The organism is Agarilytica rhodophyticola (assembly GCF_002157225.2).
Taxonomy (GTDB): Bacteria; Pseudomonadota; Gammaproteobacteria; order Pseudomonadales; family Cellvibrionaceae; genus Agarilytica; species Agarilytica rhodophyticola.
In genome coordinates this window covers 1,919,663-1,944,859 of the sequence record NZ_CP020038.1, presented here as the reverse complement: position 1 = coordinate 1,944,859, position 25,197 = coordinate 1,919,663, and the positions used below count along the sequence as shown (strand labels likewise).

Sequence of the window (25,197 nt, the reverse complement as noted above, 5' to 3'; positions counted from 1 at the left end):
ACTAGGGGTTGTTTTAAACTCATGTATCGTCATCAGATCTCCATCATGAAAAGAATACCCCTATTTCAAGTAAGTTAGTAATACAAGTGTAACGTAGTATTACTAACTATACTTTAAGTATAGGGGACTGTGTTACTTCCTTAGAAAAAGTCAAAAAGTCACGCAGCACTAAGGCTAGAAGTAGGAGTGCAAGACTTTTTAACCCAAAGGAATGTAAAAATTCGATATTTTGTATAAGCTACTGATTTTGTTAATAAATATGTTAATTAAAAGAATGTGCTGTGCAAAATAACGTTATAAGTATGCAGATAAAATTTAGGTGGTTTTTTCATCACTTTTGTTTTCAGCCCGTACCCATATATCCGGGTTTTCAACTGGTAACACAGCCCCTGATTGCGCACATTTATAGTGGGTAGGTTTAACTCTAAAGAGCACATCATCGACCTCCTTACCGGCATCATCACGGGCAACTTTTTTGGGTAGTTGCATCTCTTCTGTACAGACGTAACCAAACTTACTTCCGATAGGTTTTCTTAACCCATATTTATCCGAATCTTTAAAAAATTTAATGTCCCCTTTTGTTGCATGGACGTTGAGACGCTCAACAATAGTTCGATGACCGCCTAGGCCCTCAGTGCCTTCAAACTTTTCGGCAAATTGAGCGATTGTATAGGCGCGACCTTGTAACGCTTCATCGTAGAGTAGCTGTAAAATTTGATCGCCTTTACGACGCCGTTCCGCATCTAATTTTTCACCATATTTTTGATTGATGAGACGCTCGCTTTCAGGGTCTATTTCTACCCACTTTCCATTTCTTTTATCGATATATTTATCCTTAATCCCTATACCATTACGTAATTCAAAGGTAAGTTTTCGTATGGCTTTGTTCTCCTCTGGACGATATAAAAGTGCCCCTGTGGTGTAGTAACTACGTAAACTGCTCGCGCCAGAAAAAGATAAGAATGGGTCTTCGATTAATTGCCGCTTCTGTATTTTTTTTGTGTGATGCACAATAACAATGCCAGCATTAGGATTAATTTCATCACGTAATCTTTCGACACGCTCCTTTAAAAAATACATCATAGTGTTGTTATCATTTTCACCTGCGCCCTCTTCACCCCCATCAAAAACATTACGTAAGGGATCGATCACAATAACGTCGATAGGTTCCTTCTCAGAGGCTTTTCGCATCAAATTTTTTACGGTACTGTAGCCCTCGTTATTTAAAATAAGGTTTAACCGAGGGGTAATAAATAAATTATCGGACGCACGCCAAAGCATCAGTTCCTTCATATTCATACTTCTTATACGGTCACGTAAATAGTAATACTGCACCTCCGCTTGTAAATAAAATATACGTAATCGTTTTGTTGGCTTCAGTCCTATAAAAGGCTCACCTGCAGCCATATGCATTAACAACGATAAAATAAAATCGGATTTACCCACCTTGGGAGCACCCCCTAAAACCATCATACCGCCGGGGGTAAGTACGCGAGGCTCAATTAAATCATCTGGCGTAGGCGTTTCATCCGCGAGTATTTCACTTACCGTATATGCACGTGTAGGTGCAGGCACATCAATCGTTATCTTAGGCGTATTTTTAATAAACCCATTAACGTCGACACCGTCATCAATAGCGTCTGCCACATCCCACTTTTCCGGTTTGTCTTTAGGGATGTCAAGAATACTCACTGAAAGCGCCCCTACAGCAGCGATAGCCCGTGCCGCATTGTTGGCATAGGTGCGTCCTGGTTCGTCGTTATCCGGCCATATCATCACGTGTTTGCCCTTAAGCGGCGACCAATCTGTTTTATCTACCAGTGTATTAGCGCCTCCCATGGCTGTTGTTGCAATATTACCGGTAGCGGATAAGGCATCCGCACACTTTTCACCTTCCACAAAAATAATAGTGTCATTTATCGCTATGGCAGGCTGTTGGTAGAGCGGTCTTATTTTGGGGGCTTGCTGCTTGCGAGCTTTAACATCCCAGGGTCTAAACTCTTTCCCGCCAGGGGGATCGTAGCGGTAGACGCAAGCAATTAAATTACCCTCACTATCATGGTAATCCCATTTCGCTGTTACTGGACCTAAGTCATCCATTGGGGGTGCTTTTTTTCTTTTAGGTATTGGCGAGGGGGACGTCGGAACGGTGCCCAACCACTGTGACACGGATTCAATGACACGTGAAAAATCACGGCGAATATCAAAGCCTTTATGGTGCGCCCATAAATCAAAAATATCACCACTCTCACCCGTCGCAAAATCATGCCACACGCCCGCTTTGCTTCCATGTAGCTCGATGACAAGACTTTTACCTTTGTTACCGTCAATATCGCCGACAATAAATTGCTTTTGTTTCTCTTTACCCTCAGGGAATAAATAATGTAAAACATAAGTTAATTGATCCAGTAAACGTGACTTGACCTCATGAGTCGAGAGTTGTGCCTCTTGCTCATCCGGATCGATTTGGTCATTCGCCGAACTAAAATCTAAAAAGTTATTAATGGTCATAATAAAATGTGTGCTCCTTAAATCGTATTTAGAATGGGATATCGTCAGAATATAAATTCTGTAATCGTGTTGTGTAGGTGTGAATAATGGTATGTATCAGTCCGTGTATTTCTTCTTTGGTGTAGTCGAACAATGCTTTCTCTGAACCAACGTTACATACATAAGTAGCAAGCGGATTAATGACCGCCTCTCTTGCTATTTTTTCAAATTCGTTTTTTTCACTTTCAGTCAATGTGATACCTCTTTTAAAATAATAGTAGTGAATATCCTGGCAACGCTTTGAACAAAAGCGTAAGTGTTTTTTTTGTTGGTTTTTCTCCTCTGGATAACGCGTAGTATTGGTGTGATGATTCTGTGGATTTGACCAACCAAACCCACGAGAGAGAGCAAAGCAAATAGCGCAACAACAGGACAACTACGCCACCTGCTCTTTTTGCTTAGCGGCAGTAAAAATAATGCGTTGAATATTGCTTTTATTAAAATTAAACGCGATTAAACAACTAGCGTGATAACGCGTTAAGCTGAAGTTATAGGTGTACGTTGCCGGTAAATACTTGAGCTGTTGTGGTGTCGCGGTTTCATTGAGCCATTGACGAGATTTTTCAGCCCCCCCTTCGGTTTCGTTAAGATTAAGCCAGTCGTCACACGCAGCGATACATAACGTTCTCTCGCCAACAGACAGCAGTCGTGTGTGTTGTTGTCGAGCACCTGCTACCGCATACCAATGGCCATATAAATAAAAGGCGCCTGCCCACGCAGCAAATCCTGTCGCCATCATGGCCGTACTATCGTGATAAAGATCCACCCATTTAAAACTGGAGCGTGCAAGCAAATCGATCTCTGTCATCACAAAGTCACCCAGTTCAGCACGACTGTCATTGGCGGCGGCAGTCTCTAAAGGTGGACTAAAGCCATACCCGCATAAGGGACACTGCCGACATCCTGCGGGTATAGAAGCATCACATTCGGGACACGATTTTTGAGGCGCGTCATCGCCTGCGGCTTCTCCTTCCAGATTCACATGTTGTTCAAGTTTGCCATGAATAATTGAGCTAGTACCGAAGTCCAAAATAATACAATCCGTTTTTATCACGCCTGGGTATTCATTGGGATCGACCGTCCGTAGCCCTCGACCGACCATTTGAATCATCGTGCCTTGATAACTGTTCGGACGTAATAGCACCACGCAACTAGTGGGGGTGTAATCATAGCCTTCAGTTAAGACATCGACATTAACCACCACTTGAGACTCGCCTGATTCATAGCGTTCTAACCTTTCTTTTCGTTCTTCTTTGGTTAAATCGCCATAAATAACTTCTGTATTGATGTCCCCTTTTTGGAAGGTTGCCGCCACATTCTTAGCATGATCGACCGTGGAACAAAAAATAATAGTAGGGCGGTCACCGGCTTTTTCTTTCCAGTGATAGAGAACGGCGTCGTTGATTAAGGTCTTATTCATGATCGCGCTGACGGCATTCATGTCGAAGTCATTTGCTGTTTTTTTAACGTTCGATAATTCTTCTTGTGTACCGACATCAATCACATGAGTGACAGGCATCACTAGGTTACCGGCGTGGATTAATTCACCTAACGTAATTTGATCGGCGACATTAGAAAATGTATCCACGAGTCCTTTTTTATCGCCACGGTTAGGGGTAGCAGTCACACCATACAACGCAAGGTTTGGATTTTTCTTACGAGCGATATCAATGATTTTTTGATAACTGTCTGCCGCTGCATGGTGAGCTTCATCAATAACGAGTAAGTCTAGTATTGGAAGCTGCTTTAAAGTATTTCCTCGTGATAGCGTTTGCACCATGGCGAAAGTGGTATCGCCCTGCCAGGATTTTTCGTTCGCATCAAATACGGAGGTTGTGAGCCTCGGATTAACACGTAAAAATTTAGCCTTGTTTTGCTGTGTTAATTCGTCGCGGTGCGCCAGCACACAGGCTTTAGTACCGCGATTTTTTTTAACCCACTGCCCAACCACCCCCGATAGCATTATCGTCTTTCCAGATCCAGTGGGTGCCACACCTAAGGTATTTTTGTATTTATCGAGCGCAGCAAGGCTCCGCTCGATAAACGTGGTTTGCCGAGGTCTTAATAACATGATTAAAATCCCTGTTGTGTTACTTCGTTAGTTTGCCCAGGAGGGACGGCCTTTATTTTGTTGATTCATGGCTTGCGGCGGCACGTTGTTATGCTGTTGTGCTGGAGTATTCGCTTGCGGTGATACTTGCTGTTGTGCTTGTGTGAGGTGATGCTGGCCATAACCTATCTGCGGGTTATTGACCTGCATAGTATTGAGTTGGGGCATATTGAGAGTGGCTGACGCATTACCCATAATCGCCGCGTACTGTTTACTTTCAGGCGTTACAGCAATATTAATAATATTGCGCGGCTCATTGTGATCATCGCCTTTATCAATACCAACCTTTGCTACAAACTCAAGTCCATCTAGATCAGCAATACTGTTAATCGAGAGGGCTTGCATTGCCTGAGTCGATGTATCGTCTTTTCTTATGCCACGTGCGGAGCATAAAATAGCCTTTACAAATGCGCGTCCCATTTGTGCCCACTTTTCACTTCGAGGACTATATAAACCTATTAATGACCAAATTTTCCTACGAGCATACTGGCCTTCCAATATTATAAATTCACAATCTAAATATACTGATCCAGTATCATTACTTTGTGTGGCGTAACCGCCTGTCCAACCATTTTCTGGGCTATTAAATCCGCCGGGTTTTATTGTTATACGAACTTTTGCAAGTGTACCTTTGGGTATAACGTCAAAATCCACTTGGTCATCGGCATCCGTAAAATTTGTCCAGTTGTTATTCATCAAATAATTTATTCCTTACATCAATCAGTGTGTGGTGTTGTCGTGTGTATTGTTGCTTATGTTGTTTTGTGTATTGTTGTGTTGTAACTGTGGTTGTGTGCTTACTTGCGCGGGTGTTTTAAGACCATATTCGAGATGGTGAACCATCATGTCTGCAGGCCGTTTTATTTTTTCCATGAGGCGACCTAAATGCGGCTCTTCAATGACATCTAATTTGCGACTTCTATCCTTCGCCGGATAACCATAAGGGTTTAAGGTATGATTGATAAAAGCACGATAGGGGATGCCATCTTCTGAAGGCAGGTCTGCCATCGTAATAACCTGATCCACAATTCCCGGCAATTCTAATCCGGTTTTAGACCCTTCGATTTGTGGCTCAAAAACGCGACGATTAAATTCATCCACCTTTTCATCGAGTATTCCCACGAACCAGACACTTTTATTCCGTGTGTGTTGTAGGTGCGTTAACCACGCAATCATCTCTTGGCCATGTAGACCATAGGCGCCACGAGTATCAGGTTTACCAGTGCGTTCACTAAAGGCTTGCGGTTGACCTTTACACCATTGAAAACATAAGCGGCCTGCAACAGTAATCGAATCAATGAAAATAATATCGTAGGTATTTAATTGTTCCGGATTTCCATATCTTTTACAGACCGCATTAAAGTGCGCTTCGCTATAGGATTGTTCATCGCGCAGCGCGTAATTAGGCCCACCAATAAATACAGCAAAGTCTCGACACTCTTGCCATGTCTTGGGTCTAAAGGCATCACCGTTCCAATCCTCCACAGCGAGATCACCGGCTTCAATATCAAAAAATAATGTCGACGATGTAGGTAGGGTTAACAGTAAAGACGTTTTACCGATACCACTTTTACCAAAAATGCAGCCTTTAATGCCCCGGTGCTGTGATCGCCGTTGTTCTGCGGTAATAAGAGGAAACATTAGGCTCGCACCTCCTGATCCTGAAATTTTTCACCGGTACTTTTACGCAAAGACTGTGCTTCATATGCGACAATATCTTCCTCGCGATATACCACACGGTTATGTAATTTTAAAAAGGCAGGGCCAATCCCTTTTGAGCGCCAATTAGCGATCGTGCTTTCACTTAAATTCCAACGAAGAGCAAGTTGTTCTTGATTAAGATGTGAGGCTAATGTCATAAAATCTCCTAACGTATTCAAGAGGTATTATGAAGAAGCGTTTGTACTGGCGTCTAGTGGGCTTTGTACTGCAATTTGTACTGTAATTTGTACTGCGGCGATTTTTTTTGAAAAAAGTCGTATAAATATATTGTATACGACTATTAATTGCACAAAATTAAATGATGATACTATTGCTTAACATTAGCTCCGAGTGAAAATTATCGTGGTCATACGCGCTAATTTTTTATTTAAATATTAAAACAATAATATCCTCTTTTAGGACTCACGATATAGTCTTCCCATTCCAACGAGTTACTAAATAATGATTGCATGCGTGTTGCGCCACCTCTTTGTCCAGGTATTTTAGTTGCAGCTAGAATTTCTTTAGCCGGTAACTCCCAACGTCCTTTTTTGGCTTGCTCATACATATAACGAATCGCCAAAGGACGACGTTCGCCACCAATATACCAATCTGGCTTCCCTTTTATTTTTAAGATACGTCTCGCTGCATCATAGTGCACGGGGAGATAAGAAGCGTCTGATGTAACGTAATCAAGTTTAAGAGTGGGTTGCACCTGATTAACCTGGAGTAGTGCCTGACTATCCACCGACGCTTGGTGAGAGTTACCTGTCAACAATTGATAACGATAGGGCTTAGGGTATTGTATTTTTCCTACGTCGCTGATATTGAGAAGATAACGGGCAAAAAATACCGTATTCATTTTACGTGTATATAGCGTACTGGCCGTCACATCCGTTATTCCTGTTCTAGGATCGTAGACGATACTGACGGCTTGCGACCATGATTTAGAAAGTAATGCCGTGCGCCCATCAATGGGATAGTCATTGGCTTTGGGTAAGCGATTAAGGTACACAAGAATTTTAAAATTATAAGCATACTCTGAGAGTAAGCGCTTGACGACTTTTATATCAATATCCTCTTCAGCGTATCTCAGCATACCCGCTAAATTGCGTTTATAATGCACAAGGGGGTGCTGACCCTCGTTGAGAGTCAACAGTGGCGGCAACTGAAATACAGTGGTATTAGGGTCAGAAAGATGATCCTCCGCTAACAACACAGCCACCACTTCATGAAATAGATGTTGATGATGCACATAGAGCCAAAGGCTTTGCTCATGTTCGTTGTGGATAGAATAGAATGTCTGCCGTTCTCCGTCAGACATCGCAGAATTTACCGAGGAAAGCTCAAAGCGCTTAATGTTTTGAGCCACTAAAAAAATCGAGTCTGCCCACATATTCGCGGTATTCACACCGCCTTGAGTATCATGAGAGGCAGCGGCTATTTTAGAATGGATAAGTGAATGATAAGTATCGGTGTTAACAGCGTGCAACAAGCGCGTACACGGATCAAGAGACATAGGCATACTGTCGTCCATGGTAAAAAACGAATCTAAGAAAGCGTAAAAATTTGGAAACCAACTACTGAAAAGCTACCACGACGTGATATCAGCATGATGCAAACAAAAAATAAATAATAAGAATCAAAACCAAATCGCTTTTATTTCACTTGTTAACATTAAAGTATGTTAAAAATAGAAAAATAAAAGCTTTAAAAAACCTCCCTAGAATTACTTTCTCTTACCAGCAGTGACATACTCTTATAATGCAATGCAACTCGTTACCAATTGTCTTATCGCATCCCTCCTCATTTATTTTCTACAATAAGAACATGGGTTAACAACAAAGGTTCCTCAACACGTGACAAACAACAAGCGATTACCTCATGACATGACAGTCGAAGAGCGGATAAAAGAAATTGCTGAAATACTATCAAATGGATTAATACGTAAACGATTTCAATCATTATATCAAAAAGATAAGCGGATTCATGCAGATAAAAAAGCTTTAAACGCCAAAATATAGCGAAGACTAACTAACAGCTTGCTTCGTCTGCCTACCTGAGCGTACATGGAAAACCTATTATCAACATCCAAAGGACAGCCATGCCGATAACAGCCCCCCCCCCTTCTACACTGACGCAGATCATGCAACTTGAAAGTATGACCATGAAAGAACTGTTAGTCATGTGGCAGGAATTCAACCCGACACCACCCCCAGTGCGAGCACGAAGCTATATTGAACGACGTCTGGCTTATGCATTACAAGTTAACGCGTTAACTGCTGAAGATAAGAAAATAGTTGCTAAAAATACACAACGTATTGAAATCATCAGTAAATCCTATGTGTTCAATAAAAGCAAAAATAAACAAGGCACTTATACCCCTGTACCAGGCACCATTTTGAAGCGACTTTATAACGATGTGGAATACGAGGTGATTGTGCGATCAGACGGACAGTTTGAATTTCAAAAACAGCTCTATAAAAGCTTATCCAAAATTGCGAAAGAGATTACCGGTACACATTGGTCTGGACCTGCGTTTTTTGGTTTGCGTAAGCCTAACACCCCATCGAAAAAGAAAAAGTGAGGGAAAGAAAAATAGATGAGTAAACATGTTATACCTAAACGTCGATGTGCTGTCTACACACGAAAATCCCACGAAGAGGGACTGGATCAAGATTACAATTCTATTGATGCTCAGAAAGATGCCGGACATGCGTATATTGCCTCGCACAGAAGTGAAGGCTGGGTTTCAGTCGATGATGACTATGATGATGCCGCCTATTCTGGTGGGACACTGGAGCGCCCTGCCCTTAAACGCTTAATGAAAGATATTGAAGAAAATAAAATTGATACGGTAGTGGTATATAAAATAGATCGCCTTACCAGAAGCCTCCATGACTTTTCGCAGCTTGTGGCGATATTTGAGCGCATGAACGTATCCTTTGTTTCTGTCACACAGGAATTTAACACGACTAGCTCTATGGGGCGCTTAATGCTAAATATTTTATTATCCTTTGCGCAATTTGAGCGTGAGGTCACGGCAGAGCGCATACGGGATAAGGTGGCCTCGAGTAAAAGAAAAGGCTTATGGATGGGAGGTATTCCACCGCTCGGCTATGATGTTGAGGATAGGTTATTAGTGGTTAACAGCAATGAAGCTAAGACCGTTCGTCATATCTTCTCAAGATTTTTAGAGATGGGATCAGCCACACAACTGGTAAAAGAATTACGCCTCGATGGGATAACAACAAAATCGTGGACAACAAAAGATAATAAACATCGTCCTGGGAAGCTCATCGATAAAGGCTTTATTTATAAGCTTTTTCAGAATCGAACGTACTTGGGTGAGATTGGACACAAAGGCCAGTGGTATGAAGGTAAGCATGACGCCATTATCGATAAGACACTCTGGGAAGCTGTCCATAAGAGGCTTACTGAAAACTGCAAAGCAAAAGGCAACAATACGCGTGCAAAGGTTCCTTTCTTATTAAAGGGATTGCTCTTTGATGCAGAAGGTCGTGCCCTCACCACGTCATTTGCCAATAGTCGTCACAAAAATGGTAAACGATATCGCTACTACCTCAGTATACGTGATGCGAAAGAAGGCGCTGGCACTTCCGATTTAACCCGGTTTCCGGCCAGTGAAATAGAAGCCGCCGTAACCACACAAATAATGGATTTATTAGCATCACCTGAGATCGTCAGAGAGGTGACCACTATCGCCCGGGTTCACGATGATGAATTAGACGAAGCCATGGTAGCGGTAGCGCTGACAAGGATGACGACGATTTGGGAGCAACTCTTTCCTGATGAGCAGGCACGGCTCATTCATCTGATGATAGAGAAAATTATTATTACCCCCGATGCCATAGATCTCCGACTGAGAAAGAATGGACTCGAGCAACTGGCACAAGAAATAACTCCGAAAGCATCCAACGAGAAGGTGGTCAATGGATAGTCAAACACCCTATATAATTGAAAGCAGTGACGGCTCCCTCTCTATAAAGATACCGTTAAAACCTAAAGTACGCAGTGGCCGTAAGATTATTACCCTACCCGGTAGTAAAGATAGCGACTGCCGCCCTTGGGATAGCCAGCCCACGCCGCTCCAGTTAGCGCTAGCAAGGGCTTATGAATGGGAGCAAAAGCTAAACAGCGGCACCTATGGGTCTATAAAAGAGTTAGCCAACAAAGAGGGTGTGGATAATAGTTACGTCAGTCGTATCTTAAATCTTAATGTATTGGCACCCGATATTATTCAGGCGATTCTTGATGAAAATATATCCGAGGGGGTGACGCTCTTTACTCTAGGTGCGGATACACCCAAACTTTGGGATGATCAGTGGATCAAGCTCGGGTTTAAGGCAAACAAATAAAAGGTTGCGTTTTCCACTATGATACTCTCATTTAAAATTACTGGAATAAATTTTCATCATCATCTGCTATTTAAAGACAAGTTAGAGAATCAAGCGTAAATGTACCTGGGCTAACCATCAGCAATAATATAAGAATCAGTGATTAATAGAGCTTCATATAGAGTGACTTATATTTTTAATTGAAATTAAGTCCAATTTTTTGGCACATATGTTTTTATAAAAATTCAGTTTTTTATGTATCATTTTTTAAACGATATAAACAATATTTGGATTTCAAAATTGATATAAAGAGGTTATATATGAAGAGTTTCAGTTTAGTTCAAGTAATCATATTATCTTTAATATTATTTGCAAATTACTCTCACTCATCGAGCTTTAACGTTGGCCCTGTTGGTGGATTATTAGGTAAGGAGTTTGTTGATAAATTACCGGATAGCCAACGAATATGTGGCATTAACATTCGTTATGGCAATAGAATAGATGCAATACAATTAAAAGTATTAGATGACTTTGGCAATACATTTTTTAAAAATAAACATGGAGGGAATAGAGGATCATTAACTTTTTTTTCATTAGGACCAACTGAGTATATAAAGAAAATTGAAGGGTTTTATAATAGAAGGAGAAGCAATAGGGTGTTTGGTTTAAGGTTTCACACAAATTTAAAAATTTCGCCTTGGTATGGCACTCAAAGTGGTAGGTATTTTGTTTTCGATGCACCTACAGGATATTCTATTCAAGGAATAGGAGGGTATTCAGGCGATGAGCTGGATGCCTTATCTGCTTTTATAAGAAAAAATTAGCTTTGATTTTTTGGAGTTAAGTTATTGTAACGTGGATTAAAACTCGAAGCGCTACTGTTGTTGGTAATATCTCATCATCATTCTATCTTTGGCTGGGACTTACCTTCAAATAGCGCCTATTTCCATTTTGCCAAATGATATATTTCGAATTTTAATCTACGACAGTTAAAACTGAAATTTGACTTATTTTACTACCTTTAGATTGCTATCCACAGGCAAACGATAACCGGTGATTATCTGTATTTGATTACAAGCTTGTCTTTTCGCCTCATTAAGTAAATTGTTACCCCATGGGGTCTCTAAAAGTAACTTCATTTCTAAATCATCGTCCAACATTTCATCCAGAACTATTAATAGCCCCCAGTTCAAGAATGTTATACTCCCAGCCTCGTTTCCATTTAACCATGATTCAAACCTAGCAATATCTCTGCGAACACGTGATGAGTCAACATTATTTTCATCTACTGACCAAATTAGTACTGATTCTTTTTGTAAGTTATTAATCATAAATTATCCTATACTAGAAAGTCAGCTTTTCCACAAAATAGACATTAACGCCTAAATCAGGTGCGCCGTAGGCCTCACCTGGGTTTACTTGTTATATTTCGTAGTTTATTTGTTCTGCTCTGAGTTTTTCCATTGAATTACAGAAGCCATTAGCTAATTCTACTGTATCATCAGAGTATTGTGACCAATACTCAACCATTTGGGGGTAAATTCTTTGAATTTCACTAATATCAATGTATTCGTAAGCATTTTCTAGTCCAGCGGACTGCTGCTCGAAATGAGAAAAAAACTGTTCAGCTTTATTTAGAAGCTCTATTCGAATTGACTCTAACTTTTGGTCTGTAAATCTAAAAAGAGGATCTTTGGAGCGGTAGAATAATTTGATAAATGGATCGATAACTTCTTGTTTTACGATTTTCTGAAAATGCTCATTTTTAATCAAGAGAATAGTATCATATGAAAATAATTCATTAATATATTTAAGAAGTTTTTTATCATGTTCACTTATACCCACAGCGATAGGCTGTAACGGAGAAAAAAGTAACTTTTTATACTCTCTCAAATCCATTCTTGAGATAGTTTTATTATGTGCGAGCTTATGATGCTTGTCACATAAAACAGCTAAATTGCTCGGATCGTTATTCTCTCTATTCTCATCAATATGATGAATTTCAACTATATGCTCATTGCAATGCCGCACGATACAGCAATGTCCCGCCTCAGTCATAACCTGTCGCTTAACTTTTTCTGGTATATGAGGTCTTCCCTTCTTATAAGCCATAAACTACCTTCAATGTTTGTGATGAAGTAAGGAGCATAATAAATAATCAGGCTTCATACAATGCGTCTTTTATGGAATTTTTTACAAGTAGCTTAGGCTCTTATAATATTTAACGAAAGTGTATGAGATACTTTTCTGTCTGAACCTATTCGTCGGAAGATCTCATATTTGACTCCGTATAGATTTAACGCATGAACTAGTCGATCGCAACTTGTAATTGTAGATGGTTTAAAAAAATTATAAAATATTTCTTTATCTAGTAGTGATTCTCCTGTTTCTGATTTTGTTAAGCTTATACCGGAAGCATTTCGCATACATATTTCTTCTAAAAGCATTCTTTCTTCAGAAGTCAGACTATCTAGATTTTGTGTATTCCTAGACTTTGCTCAAAGTACTCTGATTTACATTTATTTTTGGGGACTGTTGGCATAAACTCTACATTAATAACTATTATGGATAATTTTTTGCATTTAATAGTATCATCTTGTTGATCTACTTAAGTTCTGTCCCGCACCAGATTACTTTGTATAGTAAAGTCAGAAAATTCCACACTGCTGTTGCACAAAAGCAAGCCATGGCGTATTAGTATCTACACAGCGGTCATTCTATATAACGCTTTAATCATCCGCCCCGTTAGCGGTCGTCTGCATTGATTTGTTAGATGATTTGTCATTATCAGAATTACCGTCTTTGCTCAATAAATATCCAGCTATGGTGCCCAAAAGACCTATAACAGGAGCTATTTGCTTATCATCGTATCCGGCAACCACGAGAAAGGAGGCTACAGCTATGATTAATATAGTCCCGAAAAATTTCATCACCATTTCAGGACTACGCCCAATTCGAATTAAATAGGTTGCAAGACAAAGAACAATGAAAAAGAAAATGAGCAGAACTGAACTTATGGTCATAGCCTCAGTGACTGACCACCAGCTAGTATTTTCGATGAGTTGATTAGATTGAGCTATCGCATCGTAAGATTGAGCTAAATTTAATTCTTCTTTCTGAATGCTTGTATTAAGCTCTTCCAATTGTGTATCAATATCATTCATCTTCTAAATCCTTAATTTTAATTTCTAAAAGGCGTATCTTCAATTTCAGTTTCTTAATAGTTTTCTTCTGGCTTTTTATTGTAGCTACATATAACGAAACTGAATTTAAGGGCAGCCCTAGATGATTACCGGCCATCCCTGGCATCTTAGCCTTAGCACTTACATTTGGGATATGATGAGCTGGAATTTGGCAGTTATTACAGTTTTGGATGAGTGGAAATGGGCTATCAGAAAGATCTAGGGTTTGTGAGGGCAAACCCACATCCGATGCAGAAACTGTGCAAGATATAAAAAATAAAATTAAGTATAAGTTCTTCTTCATGCATACTCTCCTTTTTCGATATAACCTTCATCTAACAATATAATTAGTCGGAATTCCCGTTTATCCACAACGGCTTTCCAATGAATGTTATAGGTAAAACTCTAACAGGTTCAATTGGCTAGAACAGGTCACCCCTAATGCCCGCGACTATCAAACCTTTGCCCTCAATCCTGTAATTTTATGTGTCTTTATGAGTTTTTTTTGCGCCAGATTGTTTTTTATAGTAAGGTCAGAAAATTCCACAGAGCGGACATTAACGCTCAGACTGAGGGGCCTGCCGTAGCGGAGCTTACTTTTGAGCTATTCAAGCACAAAACGAGCACTGCGGAAGGCAAGTCCCACTCGAGCCAATTGTTATGTGAGTTTATGTAAACTCTTCGAGCAGGCCTTCAGAACTTTCTATAATTGCAGTTACATTTCCAGTAGAAATTGAAGCAGCTAAAGTTACTGCTTTTGTGGCGACTCCAATTACTTTTCTAACACTTTCCGCTCTATCGATAGCATTCTGTAAATGTTGGGTAGTAGTCTTAATATGCTGAACCTCTTCTTGAATACTATCAGCGGCTATCTCAATAGCTGTCGCGGTCATGTCAGAAGAGTAGTTTAGTAAAGTCCACTCTAAACTTTCTATACGCCCCCTTTCTTCTTCGGACAATGAATTCCAGTTAGTAAATCTGTAGTCACCCAAGTCGGACGATAGTTTTCTTAGTGAATTAGCAATTTCTCTTGCGTCATCAGGCGTTAGCGTCGTCATTTATCTCTCCTTAATTATTTGTAAGCTTGTTTCACTTGCTTCAATATAGGTTTTGCTTCGTCTACGTAAGATTTAACCAACTCAATAACTTCTTTCGAATCTAGTTCGCCAGACTTTGAGTTTAACTTGTCGTGCTCCGTACCGATTTTTTTTATAAGTTCCGTTAAGGGAGCTATAGCTTTACTTTTAGCATCAACAGCCTCCATATGAACATCCTTCTCTTTCATGGCAAGTTTTACCGCAAGCGGCTCATTAACAGAGTGCTGGGTTTTAATTTCCTTGTAGTATTTGCCAACTGCTTCTCCTTCAGTTTCTAGCAAAGACTTATAATCATTTTTAATAATATCTGCTAAGACGCTCGTAACAACTTTTATATGCTGGTTATTTTCCTGGATCGCATCTTTAACTTTGTCTCTTCGGTACACATCAGTTGCTAGCTTAGATAAATACTTGGCAATACTAGTAACCGCAGATATTTTTTCCTTATCAAACTTCTCAAGGCTATTTATCTCTTTCTCCAAAGAATCCAAGTTTTCTGTATATGTAACAACTTCATCAGAGGCCAGCTTGCCCAACGACTGGGTATACTTTTGCAATACAGAAACAACTTCAGTTAATGGTTCAGATGACTCCTTTATTTTCTCACAATTGGGTTTACTACCGCTAGGCTGAAAGTGGGCGCGGCGCTTGCAAGACTTTGTAAAGTCATCAACAACGTCTGGAACCATAGAAAGCGATCCATTTGCCGTCTCAGAATATTGCCTGACCGCTGATAAATTTGTACACCCCGAGACAACCAACAAAGCAATTAACAAACTACCAAACCTACATATCTTCTTCATAACCACCTCCTTATTTAAAAGAATTACCACCAAAACACATAACCATATAGTGCTACTGTTGAACGAGTTATCTCACGAAACATTATGCGCCAAGGTCAGCTTTGGGCGAATAACAGCCATAAACAGCAACAATGCCAAAGGAGGTCAATCTTGAAAAATATCATTTAGTAAAGCACCAAGCCTTACACCGCCCATCTGAATTCTTTCTTTAACAACTTCGCCCCATTGATCTTCATACTTACCGGATAGGATCAGCTCTTTTATTCCGGAACTGCCTTCAGCATGTTCATAGTATTCTTCTGAGTTGCTAGAGTACCAACAAACTTTTCCTTTTTTAATACAATATTGTGTATCTTCACTTAATGAGATTTTGAAAGACTCATCAGCCCATATTGCAGGATTCATGTTTTTAGTCCACTTACTTCTTAGCTCTCCTGTTATTTCTGTATGCAATTTCTTAGCAAAGGATTCTCTGTTATCTAAATTAACTTTAAAACCCTCTTCTTTCATAACGTCTTCCGGGATACATGTATCCCAAACAGCATGTAATTTTTTTCTACATCCTATTCCTTTCTTCAATGCAATATCGTTGCCTCCACGATCATCTTTAAATGATACATGAAGGGGTTGATGAATATCGCCAAGCCAATGGCCAAGGAATTTAAGAGCTTCAAGTTTGGCTTGACTACTTGCTTTTTTATCTCTTAGTATACTTTCATCTTTACGAATAGCTGTAAAAAGACATCTATCAGTATCTACGCAATTTTCATATTTAATATAATGCCAGTAACGAGGCACATTAATATAATGCTCTGGTTTGCGTTGCGCTTGAGCTTTACCTATATAATCAGGCCAAACACAAGCATCCCGAAAAGTTTTAAATCGAGAGTCAGTTTCTTTGCTAAGAATTTCATCTACAGACTGTTTAGCAGAAGGAGTCAGTTCTTGATAGGCAATTTCACAGACACTTTCGTGACCAAGAGCTCCCCAAGCGTATACAAAGTTTGAAAACAATAAAGTACTAATAAGAAAAACTTTATATTTTATTTTTCTTGGAAGCAAAAAAAATATTTTGACAATATAGAGAAAGGTAGTCATGAATATACGACCTCCATATCTATTATATTTAATTATAAGGATTTTATTTTTCTTCATCGTTATCTTGACATAGATTTTATTTTAATGAAATACAGTTTTATTTGTTAAATATGCCAAATTAAAATTTTTTACGTCATTCTTAAGGAAATATTAAAGCAGTCACTTTTGATAGATATTATGTGATTTAATAGTAGAATGATAAAATCTGATGGTAGCGGATATTAAGGCGGGCCGATTAATATGCCAAGAAATCGCCCAATGCAGTCATTGAAGTTTTTGCCATAAGTTATCTTTTGAGTTGCAAATAATCACCAAAGCGGCCCCTTTTAAAATCGCTGAGCAAAAAAGTGTTAACATACTTGTGGAGGATATTTGCAAATGCACAAAAAAACTATTAATGGTAATATCCCTCTAGAATTCTAAATGAATAACGCTACCTATGTCTCAATATCTACCCTTGGCGGTGAAAAATGTAAGTATTACTCTAGAAAACATTCTAAATGCTATGGCTAAACAGCCGTCTTACAAGCAAGAATACTTTGATCGCATTATGGCGCTCTACCGGCAGCAAGGTATTGGGGATTTTTTGGTCAGCAATTCCAGTGAGCTATTGTTTAGCAAGCTAACACTCGGTGTTCAAGCCTCGATAGATTTTTTAACTAATGCCGATACAGGAGAACCTGCGGCCTCAAAGATCACAACATTTTTTGATGCGGTTTGCTGTCAAGACTTTCCAGCAATGGAAAAGCTCGCACAGCTGTCTCCCAGGAAAATTAATTCGCGCATAGAGTATGAAGAAGATTACCTATACTGTCGTATTCTCATGGATGTCTTTGGGTTAAGAAAAAATCAAGAGGACATTCAAGACCTATTAGAGGAGTTTGAAGCGTTACATGCCGATAACCCAGATCACCGATATACCGTGCTTATGGCGTTGTTGGAAAAAGATGGTGATGCTTTTCATGAAGTGCTGGAATTTCTTATAGATGCTTATAAAGACCATTATGTAGATGGCGGTGATATGTATGCAGGCACGCAAGATGAAGCCATTATACTCGCGCATGTTTCCATTGAAATTATAGCTTTAGTTCAACTCGCCAGAATGCAAGGCATTGCTACCTACCCAGAATATGCTTTAGCGCCCAAAACGGCTCTGGCATCTTGCAGCGTGCCAGAGCCTCCACCGGGCGCATGGCTTCACATCGATTCCCGTCGCTCTTTTAGTTTTCAAAAGCCATAGAGAGGTCTTCATGAGTTGTGTCATTTCAAGTATCGGCCTAGTTTCAAGTGTAGGTCCAAGTGCATTAGATAGTTCAGCCTCCATAAGAGCCGGCATATCCCGTTTTCAAGGTATCGAAGGTGTGAATACCTTTGATGAAGATGAATTGGAAGCCCCTATTGTCGGCTCACCAATTCCGTTAGTCACCGGCGGCTTTATTCAAACAGCACGTTGGGCACGGCTTGCAGACCGGGCGCTAAACGATGTGTTAGTAAATGCTAAAAATAAAGCCATTAACTGGGCTAATATGCCTGTCATTTGGGTGTTGCCAGATGTCGCAGAATTATATTTATGGCCTGAAGGCGAGCTAGTGAGTATTTTCAAAAAAACACTTGTAGCGCCATTGGCAAAATCACTTCAGCAGCCACTATCATCGCCAGACAATGGGTTTTATGTCGTTGGTTCCAGTGGTTCAGCACGAGCAATACGTGCGATAACTCGAACATTGGCACAGGGCTATTTTGAGCAGTTATTGTGTGTCGCAGTGGATTCCCTGTTAGAACCTTTATACCTCGACAGTTTGATTGCACAAGAGCGTATAAAAACACCTAACAATCCCGTAGGTTTGATCCCCGGCGAAGCCGCTGCGGCAATACTCCTCGAACCCAGAAAAGATTCGTCACCCTCCATAGTGATCTATAACTCGATATATAAAGCATTTGATGGTGACATCGAAAAAGAGCGGTGGCGCACTTTAGAAGCCAATACAATCAGTCGTCTGCTAGCCAATAGCATTATTGAAACGTTGTCCGTTATGGCTGATCATGTCTTTGTAGGAAATATTTATTTAGATATTAACGGTGAAGAATGGCGTTCCGTTATATGGGGAATGACTCAAGTAGTTTTAAAAATGCATAAAGGTATTGATATTGAGCAGTGCCAGGAAGTCGTGTCGGCGACGTCCTGGGGAGACATTGGTGCAGCTGGAGGGATAGCCCATCTTTGTCTCGCCAATCAAAGCTTTCGACGCCGTTATGCTCAATCGAATGTTGCACTGGTTTGTACCGTTGCAGAAAATGGTGATGTGGGTGTTATTTTAATCGGCGAGTCTGCCTGAGGAGAGAGAGTTTATGGGTAAACAACAGGATCATTGGATTGTCGATGAAGACTCAAAACATGTTAGTAAAGAAGGTACTGAGGGAGGTGCGTGTTTAACGGGGCATGATAAAGCAACGCACCAAAACTTTGGTCGTAAGCACACTTGTAATTTTCGCTATCAAGGTGTTGAACAAGCACGCGACAATAAAGATATTAAAAAATACCTTCATTCCTACAATAAACTACTAGCGCATATTGCTGACGAAGGCGTCACCACGTCAGTATATCCGACGTCTTCTGGCGGAATGTTTCCCGCCTATTACTGCACCAAGATACCCAAACCGCGAAAAGGAGACTGGGACGTAGACGGGCCAACCCAAGGCGATATAGAGCGAAAGAATACTAAAGGAAAAAAGGCTACTGTTAAACAAGGTAAGAATTTTACCAAGGCCACTTGGCCTTATTGGAACCAAGCTCACCATTTAATTACAAAGAGCACTTTTAAAAATGCTATTACTAGTGAACCTGCAGACGTGGCGCAATTCATAGAAAAGGGTTTGTTGGAAGCCAAATATAATATTAACCACAAACGCAATATGTTGATGATGCCCATGGACAAAGAAGTAGGGGAAATCCTGGATATGCCTCGTCATATTCAATTGATGGAGGGGGATGCTCCAGAGCTAAAAGCAGAATGTCAAAACCACCCTGTTTACAACAAGATGGTGGATGAAATTGATGATGGTTTAGAAGATATCATTGTGAATTACCGAGATATTATTGAGAATGCGACTGAAGAAGAGTGTAAAGCGCCTGACTTTAAGCTGGATAAAACTAGATTAGAAGATCTCTCTGATATGCTTCTTGAAATGATACTAAAATCCGAAGGTGGACGTTCTTTAGATAAAATAGCCAAACTGAACACTGCAGGGAATCGCGAATGAAATACTATCGTTTAAAAACCAACCAGCGCCAAGATGAAGAATTTTGTTTTATTGAACGCCCGCCGGAATCTATCTATTTGCTGTCATCACAAATCGCTAAAGGCAAACCTGCCGCACAGAAATACCCAGTGGATGAGTCGGTTGTACTAAAAATGTCACCAAAACGTGGGGGTAGAGTATTAAGCGATTTTATTGGGACAAAGAACCTTTCTGTCATTGTCAGTCAACCTGTTATGGAAACGATAAAAGACGCCTGTGGTGACGCCTGCGAGTATCTTCCTGTGAGTATTGAAAATCATAAAGGGCGCATTGCGGCATCCGACTATTTTTATATTAATCCACTGGGAACGTTTGATGTCTTAGATAAAGATCATTCTGACATTAAATATACCGATGATGGCAAAGTGATTCGAGTGAGAAAATATGTTCTCAGTGGCGAAAAGATTAAGTCTATTCCGCCTCTTTTCAGAGTAAATGAAAGAGATACTTATTATTTTATCAATGAAGATTTAGTTAGTGCTCTTAGCGATGCCAAGCCAGACTTAAGCAATCTTAACCTTGAACCTATTGACGTTATTGAAGAAAAAAAACAGTAAAATATACACCTTACCTATTTCATCTCAAACGACTCAAATCATTGTCTGCGCTGGATGGAAGAAGCACCCCTTCGTTACCTTTAGCTAAGTTTCTGCTTGTAACAAAAGGGAACTATAAACACCAACGGCCTTGTTGCACGGTAAATTATGCAATGAAAAAAAATCTCTATTCAGACCGTCATAAAACTCAAAAAATATCACAAATACAAAAACAAGGAAGAGAGGTAAAATGCGTTTCCCCTCATTTAGTACCAGCTGTAGATAGACAGCTTGAACGAATTCGTCAAGGACGGCTCCCCGAATATCATAATTGTAAGTACTGGATAGACCAACTCAGAAGACGTTAACACCTACCAGCATTTTTTCTGGCGAATGCGCCTGGCTGCCATAATTCTCATCATTGTTGAATTCATCAAGAGAGATCTCTATATCATCATGGTAGCCAAGATAAAGCGGGTTCCAAGGAAATTGGAATACGCCTCAAAAGTCTTTTTCGTTATGGTTTAGATTGTTTTCACCACGCTTTGATCACTATCAAGACTGAAAGTATTGATAACACTGAAAGCGATGCTTTTTCTATATGCTAAAGGCTTTGTCTTGTACTCAGACTTAGTACAATAATTTAATTCTATCATTCAATCGAATATCATTCTGACGATAACTACCTATCGAGCATATATCAAAAAGACATATACTGAGGCGAAAAGTGAGCCTCTATGGGTTTTACCGCTACTTACTAGGACTTACCGCTAAGCCCAAATACATCATAGAAAGGGTTTGAACCGAGTTCCCGCCCCTCCACCAATAGATAAAAGCCAACCCCTATCAGGTTGGCTTTTTTTATGGCTGTACGCCGCGCTACAGCCCAGTAACGGCAAGGGTTTGCGGACTTCGGCTATTTTTTAATCCCGGACTTCATAGCATCAAATTCTCTGTCTTAGCCTATATTCTCTCTCACTCTACTAAGCACCACTTTCGAAGTCCGTCGATGGCGAAAAATTATTTCTTTATAAATCAATAACTTAGCGACGGACTTTTATAACGGTTTTTTAAGGACAATGGCTACCCAAAAAGAAATACGCAAACCTTACTCAGAATGGAGAAAATTAGTGGTCTTCGCGGCTAATTAAAAGACAAATAGAATACTAAACACACTAAACAAAATAACATATAACTTAAAAATATATAAAATAAAATCAATAACTTAAGATTATTTATAAGCTTTATTTCCACATAAAAAAGCGGCTAGCTCGGCTAGAATAAGTTTAAGTATTACGCATCAGAATGATGTTAAGCTAGTAGCGGTATTCCGTCATCTAAAACAAAAGCTGTAAGAGACGAAAGACCATTATTCAAGTACACCTCTCAGTTACCAGGACAATCCAAACTCATCCTTCAACGATCGGCCCTGGGTATAGCAGAACCATATCGACACATACTAGGTTAACAAGAAGTAAAAAAAGCCACAGGAAATGGTGAGATAGAAAATGTGGCCTAAAAACACTGGCATATTAGTGGTGCGTTATGCCTTTGAGATAAAACTCATGGTTAAATTTCTGGGCGATAGGCCTGCTGAATATTCTTTTGTCTGATCAATGAACGGTAGCCAAGTTCCGAGAGGTAAAATGTGTCTCGACACTCCTCAAGGATATATAAATCCACAATGTAGTCAGCATGTTCAAATACAACCTCCAAACGGGTTCTCGCATCCGCATACGCATGATACGTCGCTTCTTCTGATTCGTAGCAAAAGCCATCAATAAATTGATATCCCTTTCGACATGGGAGAATGCGCTCAATAGACACTGAAACAGGGGCTATATCAGGTTTTTGTGGGGGATCGGCTTCTTTCATAGTTAGGTATCACTCTGTAAAACAAATTAAAGACTTACTTACCTTATAGTGTAGTGACACATTAAACATCTATTGTTCGCCATTTTCTTTTACTTGGTGAATTTTTTGTTGATTTAACCTAGCTTTTGTATAATTTTTTGCGCCACCCTCAAGCACTTGGCGTGCAATATTCAATAACCAAGTGTTGATGGCAACCTCTCCGGAAAAACGGTGATACGAGCGAATAATTTCTAGCAGCGTTATTTTTAACGCCTTTTCTACCTCGCATTTGTCGTGGATATTTCCTTCAAAGTATCGGCGTATATCTACAATATTCTGTTTGATTACATTTTCCACACATTCGTTAGTCATTTTCATGGGTAGTGGTAGATGAAAGCGCAGTATTACGGGACATCCTCATAATACTTGTTATCTCACGATGATAGTTTTATGGTTGTGTAACGTTATAATCAGATAAGTTTTTTATTCAAATAAAGAATTATAAGAAGTTCAGATATACTTAACTTTCAGCAATAGGCTCCAAAAAGAAGTATATGGTGCCACAAATCATCTAAAACCTGTACCATATATCGAACCTTTTTACCCTAATGACACTAAAGACTACATTAAAATTATAAGGATACGGGTTGAATGAAGTCTCTACGTGCCGTCTCTCTGTCTAGAATCGGTAAAAATCAAATAAGCAAAACGTCGTCTTTCATGACACCCCAAATTAAGGGAATGAACCCAGCAATGAAAGCTAAGGGGACATTGCCCGTGATGCTTCATTCTAAGGCGTGTGGCTTGCTATCCGTCGACGATTATCGACTATCTGCTATGAATGTAGAGGGGAAAAGAACGCGAAACCCAGGAGGTATTTACCGCCCTGATACACATCGGTCATTACTGTAATGATCACTTCAAAATATATTTGCCACACCAGAAGAAGTCGCTACCGGAATTAACTGGCGTATTTGTGCTAGGCAAAACCTGATAATGTGCAAAAAACTATCGGCGGTTTCTCAACCACAATACACCGTAAAATTATTCTAATAGCCCGATGTTTGTTAAAAACGCCTTTAAGCTCTTTCAACAGCGAACTGATTGGTTTTATTTAGCTTTGTATTTCTTGTTCTGCATATAGAAACATCAGCATTAGACATCGGGCAGCAAGCAGCAATACGACTGCCACTCAACGAACTTTCTAATTTATATAAGATCGACAAAAGAAGGTGGATATAAAGTGCACAAACGGAGCCTATTTTTAACGAGAGTTTGGTATTTAGTTATGATACGCTCCTCTAGATTATTTAATAATTTGTATATGTATCTTTACCTTATACAATAAATGATATTGGTGATATAAAATGAGTATTGAAAAAGATAAGAAAGTCAAAATTCTTTATACTAATTATCGCGGTGAAACTTCATATAGAGATATAGTCCCTATAAAAATTTGGTACGGATCGACAGACTGGCATAAAGAAGAACAATGGCTTCTTGACGGGCATGACCAAGGAAAAGATGCACTGAGAAACTTTGCCATGAAAGATATTAAGGAATGGATTACTGTAAAGTAATATAATTTGAATTGATTTACCTTATTAGCATAGAAATAAATAATTACAAGCTGCATACCGTTTTAGTAAAGTCAGTTAAATTTTGAAATGAAAAATCATTACGTTTTTGGCAAGTTCAGTGAAAGCTATTTTCTCAGAGGATGATGTATCCTCTAATAACAAAGATAAAACGGATTCTCTTAATTGTTGCACATATCGTGCGTGGTAGAATCCCCTGTATTTTTTCATACGGCTAAGTAATTCTGTTGTATTGTCGTAATGCAAACCGAACTTAAGGCGCATTGCTAAACTAAGAGGTATATATGTCGAATCATCAGGGGCTTCAAAAGAAACATATTTATTTACGGATACACCTATAACATGAGCCATAACTTCCACTGCAATATTATTTTTTATGCGAAGTTCTCTTAATTTGTTACCTACTGATTCGTAGTAATCACGCTTAAATGATTCAAGATCCAATGCTTCTGGTATTAAAAATTTTTCATCAGGATATTCATGTAGTTGTTCCATTAACATATCTACTTCTTTGTCCTTTTCAAGATTTGAATTTTTAATAGTATCCCTGAATATTAAAATTAAGCTTTCAAATTGTTGTTTATTTAACGCATTGCTATAGGTAATAATACGAACCAACTCCCTATCAAAGCCTCGCCATAGCTGCTCTAATTTAGCACCGTAATACAATGCAGTCATTGATACCTGGGATAACCAGCAAAATGCGGCGATGGCATGTAGTGGTCGACTTTTTGTATATCCAGGCTGAGCATAAGCATCCCAAGTTTTTGCTTTATAACCATGAATTTTTTTACATATTTTATTTCCTTTCCATCCTTGGGTGTTGTATATCCATTTTAGAGCAAAACCGAAGCCTTCATGTGCTTGCTTTTCTTTTTCGCTTATTAGTTTTAGTTCTGTTTCTGTTGCAATTTTAATTTTATTCGGCATTTTTCAACAACTGCTAAATGAATTTAGTTTTAAAAAGTAGAAATGAAATAAATAATACTTCCAGATAGTGAATATAGATA

28 protein-coding genes are annotated in these 25,197 nt (G+C 39.4%); 11 read left to right on the top strand and 17 right to left on the bottom strand.

What is annotated here, in order from left to right; translation table 11 throughout:
* Positions 1-315 precede the first annotated feature (315 nt).
* From BVC89_RS08205 to BVC89_RS08175, 7 genes are all read right to left on the bottom strand, one after another.
* Complete coding sequence (locus tag BVC89_RS08205) at positions 316-2,511, bottom strand: AAA family ATPase (RefSeq protein ID WP_086930729.1); 2,196 nt, start codon at positions 2,509-2,511, stop codon at positions 316-318.
* Positions 2,512-2,539: 28 nt separating this feature from the next.
* Entirely contained in the window at positions 2,540-2,926 is a 387-nt protein-coding gene (locus tag BVC89_RS08200) for a DUF6511 domain-containing protein (protein WP_086930728.1), read from the bottom strand.
* Entirely contained in the window at positions 2,927-4,621 is a 1,695-nt protein-coding gene (locus BVC89_RS08195; RefSeq protein WP_086930727.1) for a DEAD/DEAH box helicase, read from the bottom strand. It abuts the gene before it with no gap.
* A 27-nt stretch (positions 4,622-4,648) separates the two neighbouring features.
* Positions 4,649-5,356 (bottom strand): hypothetical protein, encoded by a 708-nt coding sequence (locus BVC89_RS08190; protein ID WP_086930726.1) that lies wholly within the window; start codon positions 5,354-5,356, stop codon positions 4,649-4,651.
* Positions 5,357-5,380: 24 nt separating this feature from the next.
* Positions 5,381-6,301 (bottom strand): ATP-binding protein, encoded by a 921-nt coding sequence (locus BVC89_RS08185; protein WP_086930725.1) that lies wholly within the window; start codon positions 6,299-6,301, stop codon positions 5,381-5,383.
* Positions 6,301-6,519 carry a MerR family transcriptional regulator gene (locus BVC89_RS08180; RefSeq protein ID WP_086930724.1) on the bottom strand — a complete coding sequence of 73 codons (219 nt, stop codon included), beginning with the start codon at positions 6,517-6,519 and terminating at the stop codon, positions 6,301-6,303. The genes BVC89_RS08185 and BVC89_RS08180 overlap by 1 nt, the downstream gene beginning before the upstream one ends.
* A gap of 230 nt (positions 6,520-6,749) precedes the next feature.
* A complete protein-coding gene (locus tag BVC89_RS08175) occupies positions 6,750-7,886 on the bottom strand; it encodes a hypothetical protein (RefSeq protein ID WP_086930723.1) in 1,137 nt (378 codons plus the stop codon).
* A 334-nt stretch (positions 7,887-8,220) separates the two neighbouring features.
* Here BVC89_RS08175 and BVC89_RS29640 point away from each other — a divergent pair, with 334 nt between their 5' ends.
* From BVC89_RS29640 to BVC89_RS08155, 5 genes are all read left to right on the top strand, one after another.
* Entirely contained in the window at positions 8,221-8,385 is a 165-nt protein-coding gene (locus BVC89_RS29640) for a hypothetical protein (protein WP_158657847.1), read from the top strand.
* An 80-nt stretch (positions 8,386-8,465) separates the two neighbouring features.
* Entirely contained in the window at positions 8,466-8,948 is a 483-nt protein-coding gene (locus tag BVC89_RS08170; RefSeq protein WP_158657846.1) for a DUF2924 domain-containing protein, read from the top strand.
* 15 nt (positions 8,949-8,963) lie between these two features.
* A complete protein-coding gene (locus BVC89_RS08165; protein ID WP_086930722.1) occupies positions 8,964-10,322 on the top strand; it encodes a recombinase family protein in 1,359 nt (452 codons plus the stop codon).
* Positions 10,315-10,740: a LacI family transcriptional regulator gene (locus BVC89_RS08160; protein WP_086930721.1), complete on the top strand. Its 426-nt coding sequence runs from the start codon at positions 10,315-10,317 to the stop codon at positions 10,738-10,740. Before BVC89_RS08165 ends, BVC89_RS08160 begins: the two co-directional genes overlap by 8 nt.
* A 299-nt stretch (positions 10,741-11,039) precedes the next feature.
* Entirely contained in the window at positions 11,040-11,543 is a 504-nt protein-coding gene (locus BVC89_RS08155) for a jacalin-like lectin (RefSeq protein ID WP_086930720.1), read from the top strand.
* A gap of 183 nt (positions 11,544-11,726) precedes the next feature.
* Here the strand turns inward: BVC89_RS08155 and BVC89_RS08150 are convergent, their stop codons facing one another.
* From BVC89_RS08150 to BVC89_RS08120, 7 genes are all read right to left on the bottom strand, one after another.
* A complete protein-coding gene (locus tag BVC89_RS08150) occupies positions 11,727-12,050 on the bottom strand; it encodes a hypothetical protein (protein ID WP_086930719.1) in 324 nt (107 codons plus the stop codon).
* 91 nt (positions 12,051-12,141) lie between these two features.
* Entirely contained in the window at positions 12,142-12,831 is a 690-nt protein-coding gene (locus BVC89_RS08145) for an HNH endonuclease signature motif containing protein (protein ID WP_086930718.1), read from the bottom strand.
* 617 nt (positions 12,832-13,448) lie between these two features.
* Positions 13,449-13,883: a hypothetical protein gene (locus BVC89_RS08140; protein WP_086930717.1), complete on the bottom strand. Its 435-nt coding sequence runs from the start codon at positions 13,881-13,883 to the stop codon at positions 13,449-13,451.
* Complete coding sequence (locus tag BVC89_RS08135) at positions 13,876-14,205, bottom strand: hypothetical protein (protein WP_086930716.1); 330 nt, start codon at positions 14,203-14,205, stop codon at positions 13,876-13,878. Before BVC89_RS08135 ends, BVC89_RS08140 begins: the two co-directional genes overlap by 8 nt.
* 364 nt (positions 14,206-14,569) lie before the next feature.
* Positions 14,570-14,959, bottom strand: coding sequence for a hypothetical protein (locus tag BVC89_RS08130; protein WP_086930715.1), 390 nt, complete (start codon positions 14,957-14,959; stop codon positions 14,570-14,572).
* 14 nt (positions 14,960-14,973) lie between these two features.
* Positions 14,974-15,801 carry a hypothetical protein gene (locus BVC89_RS08125; RefSeq protein WP_103654248.1) on the bottom strand — a complete coding sequence of 276 codons (828 nt, stop codon included), beginning with the start codon at positions 15,799-15,801 and terminating at the stop codon, positions 14,974-14,976.
* A 144-nt stretch (positions 15,802-15,945) separates the two neighbouring features.
* Positions 15,946-16,956, bottom strand: a complete 1,011-nt coding sequence (locus BVC89_RS08120) for a S1/P1 nuclease (RefSeq protein ID WP_086930713.1) — start codon at positions 16,954-16,956, stop codon at positions 15,946-15,948.
* A gap of 382 nt (positions 16,957-17,338) precedes the next feature.
* Here BVC89_RS08120 and BVC89_RS08115 point away from each other — a divergent pair, with 382 nt between their 5' ends.
* The 4 genes from BVC89_RS08115 to BVC89_RS08100 are packed head-to-tail and all read left to right on the top strand — an operon-like array spanning position 17,339 to position 20,756.
* Complete coding sequence (locus BVC89_RS08115; RefSeq protein WP_086930712.1) at positions 17,339-18,139, top strand: immunity 49 family protein; 801 nt, start codon at positions 17,339-17,341, stop codon at positions 18,137-18,139.
* A gap of 10 nt (positions 18,140-18,149) precedes the next feature.
* Positions 18,150-19,235 carry a hypothetical protein gene (locus BVC89_RS08110; RefSeq protein ID WP_086930711.1) on the top strand — a complete coding sequence of 362 codons (1,086 nt, stop codon included), beginning with the start codon at positions 18,150-18,152 and terminating at the stop codon, positions 19,233-19,235.
* A 13-nt stretch (positions 19,236-19,248) separates the two neighbouring features.
* Positions 19,249-20,160 (top strand): AHH domain-containing protein, encoded by a 912-nt coding sequence (locus BVC89_RS08105; RefSeq protein ID WP_086930710.1) that lies wholly within the window; start codon positions 19,249-19,251, stop codon positions 20,158-20,160.
* Positions 20,157-20,756, top strand: coding sequence for an imm11 family protein (locus tag BVC89_RS08100; protein WP_086930709.1), 600 nt, complete (start codon positions 20,157-20,159; stop codon positions 20,754-20,756). The genes BVC89_RS08105 and BVC89_RS08100 overlap by 4 nt, the downstream gene beginning before the upstream one ends.
* A 1,548-nt stretch (positions 20,757-22,304) precedes the next feature.
* On the opposite strand, the gene BVC89_RS08095 is transcribed toward BVC89_RS08100, so the two are convergent.
* Together BVC89_RS08095 and BVC89_RS08090 are read right to left on the bottom strand one after the other, a co-directional pair.
* On the bottom strand, positions 22,305-22,610 hold the full coding sequence (locus BVC89_RS08095; protein ID WP_086930708.1) for a hypothetical protein: 306 nt from the start codon (positions 22,608-22,610) through the stop codon (positions 22,305-22,307).
* Between the two features lie 69 nt (positions 22,611-22,679).
* Positions 22,680-22,946 carry a hypothetical protein gene (locus BVC89_RS08090; protein ID WP_086930707.1) on the bottom strand — a complete coding sequence of 89 codons (267 nt, stop codon included), beginning with the start codon at positions 22,944-22,946 and terminating at the stop codon, positions 22,680-22,682.
* A gap of 294 nt (positions 22,947-23,240) precedes the next feature.
* On the opposite strand from BVC89_RS08090, the gene BVC89_RS08085 reads away from it, so the two are divergent.
* Positions 23,241-23,501: a hypothetical protein gene (locus BVC89_RS08085; protein ID WP_086930706.1), complete on the top strand. Its 261-nt coding sequence runs from the start codon at positions 23,241-23,243 to the stop codon at positions 23,499-23,501.
* 455 nt (positions 23,502-23,956) lie between these two features.
* Positions 23,957-24,169 (top strand): WYL domain-containing protein, encoded by a 213-nt coding sequence (locus BVC89_RS08080; protein ID WP_086930705.1) that lies wholly within the window; start codon positions 23,957-23,959, stop codon positions 24,167-24,169.
* A gap of 75 nt (positions 24,170-24,244) precedes the next feature.
* Here BVC89_RS08080 and BVC89_RS08075 read toward each other — a convergent pair whose 3' ends face one another.
* Positions 24,245-25,117 (bottom strand): hypothetical protein, encoded by an 873-nt coding sequence (locus tag BVC89_RS08075; RefSeq protein ID WP_086930704.1) that lies wholly within the window; start codon positions 25,115-25,117, stop codon positions 24,245-24,247.
* Positions 25,118-25,197 lie beyond the last annotated feature (80 nt).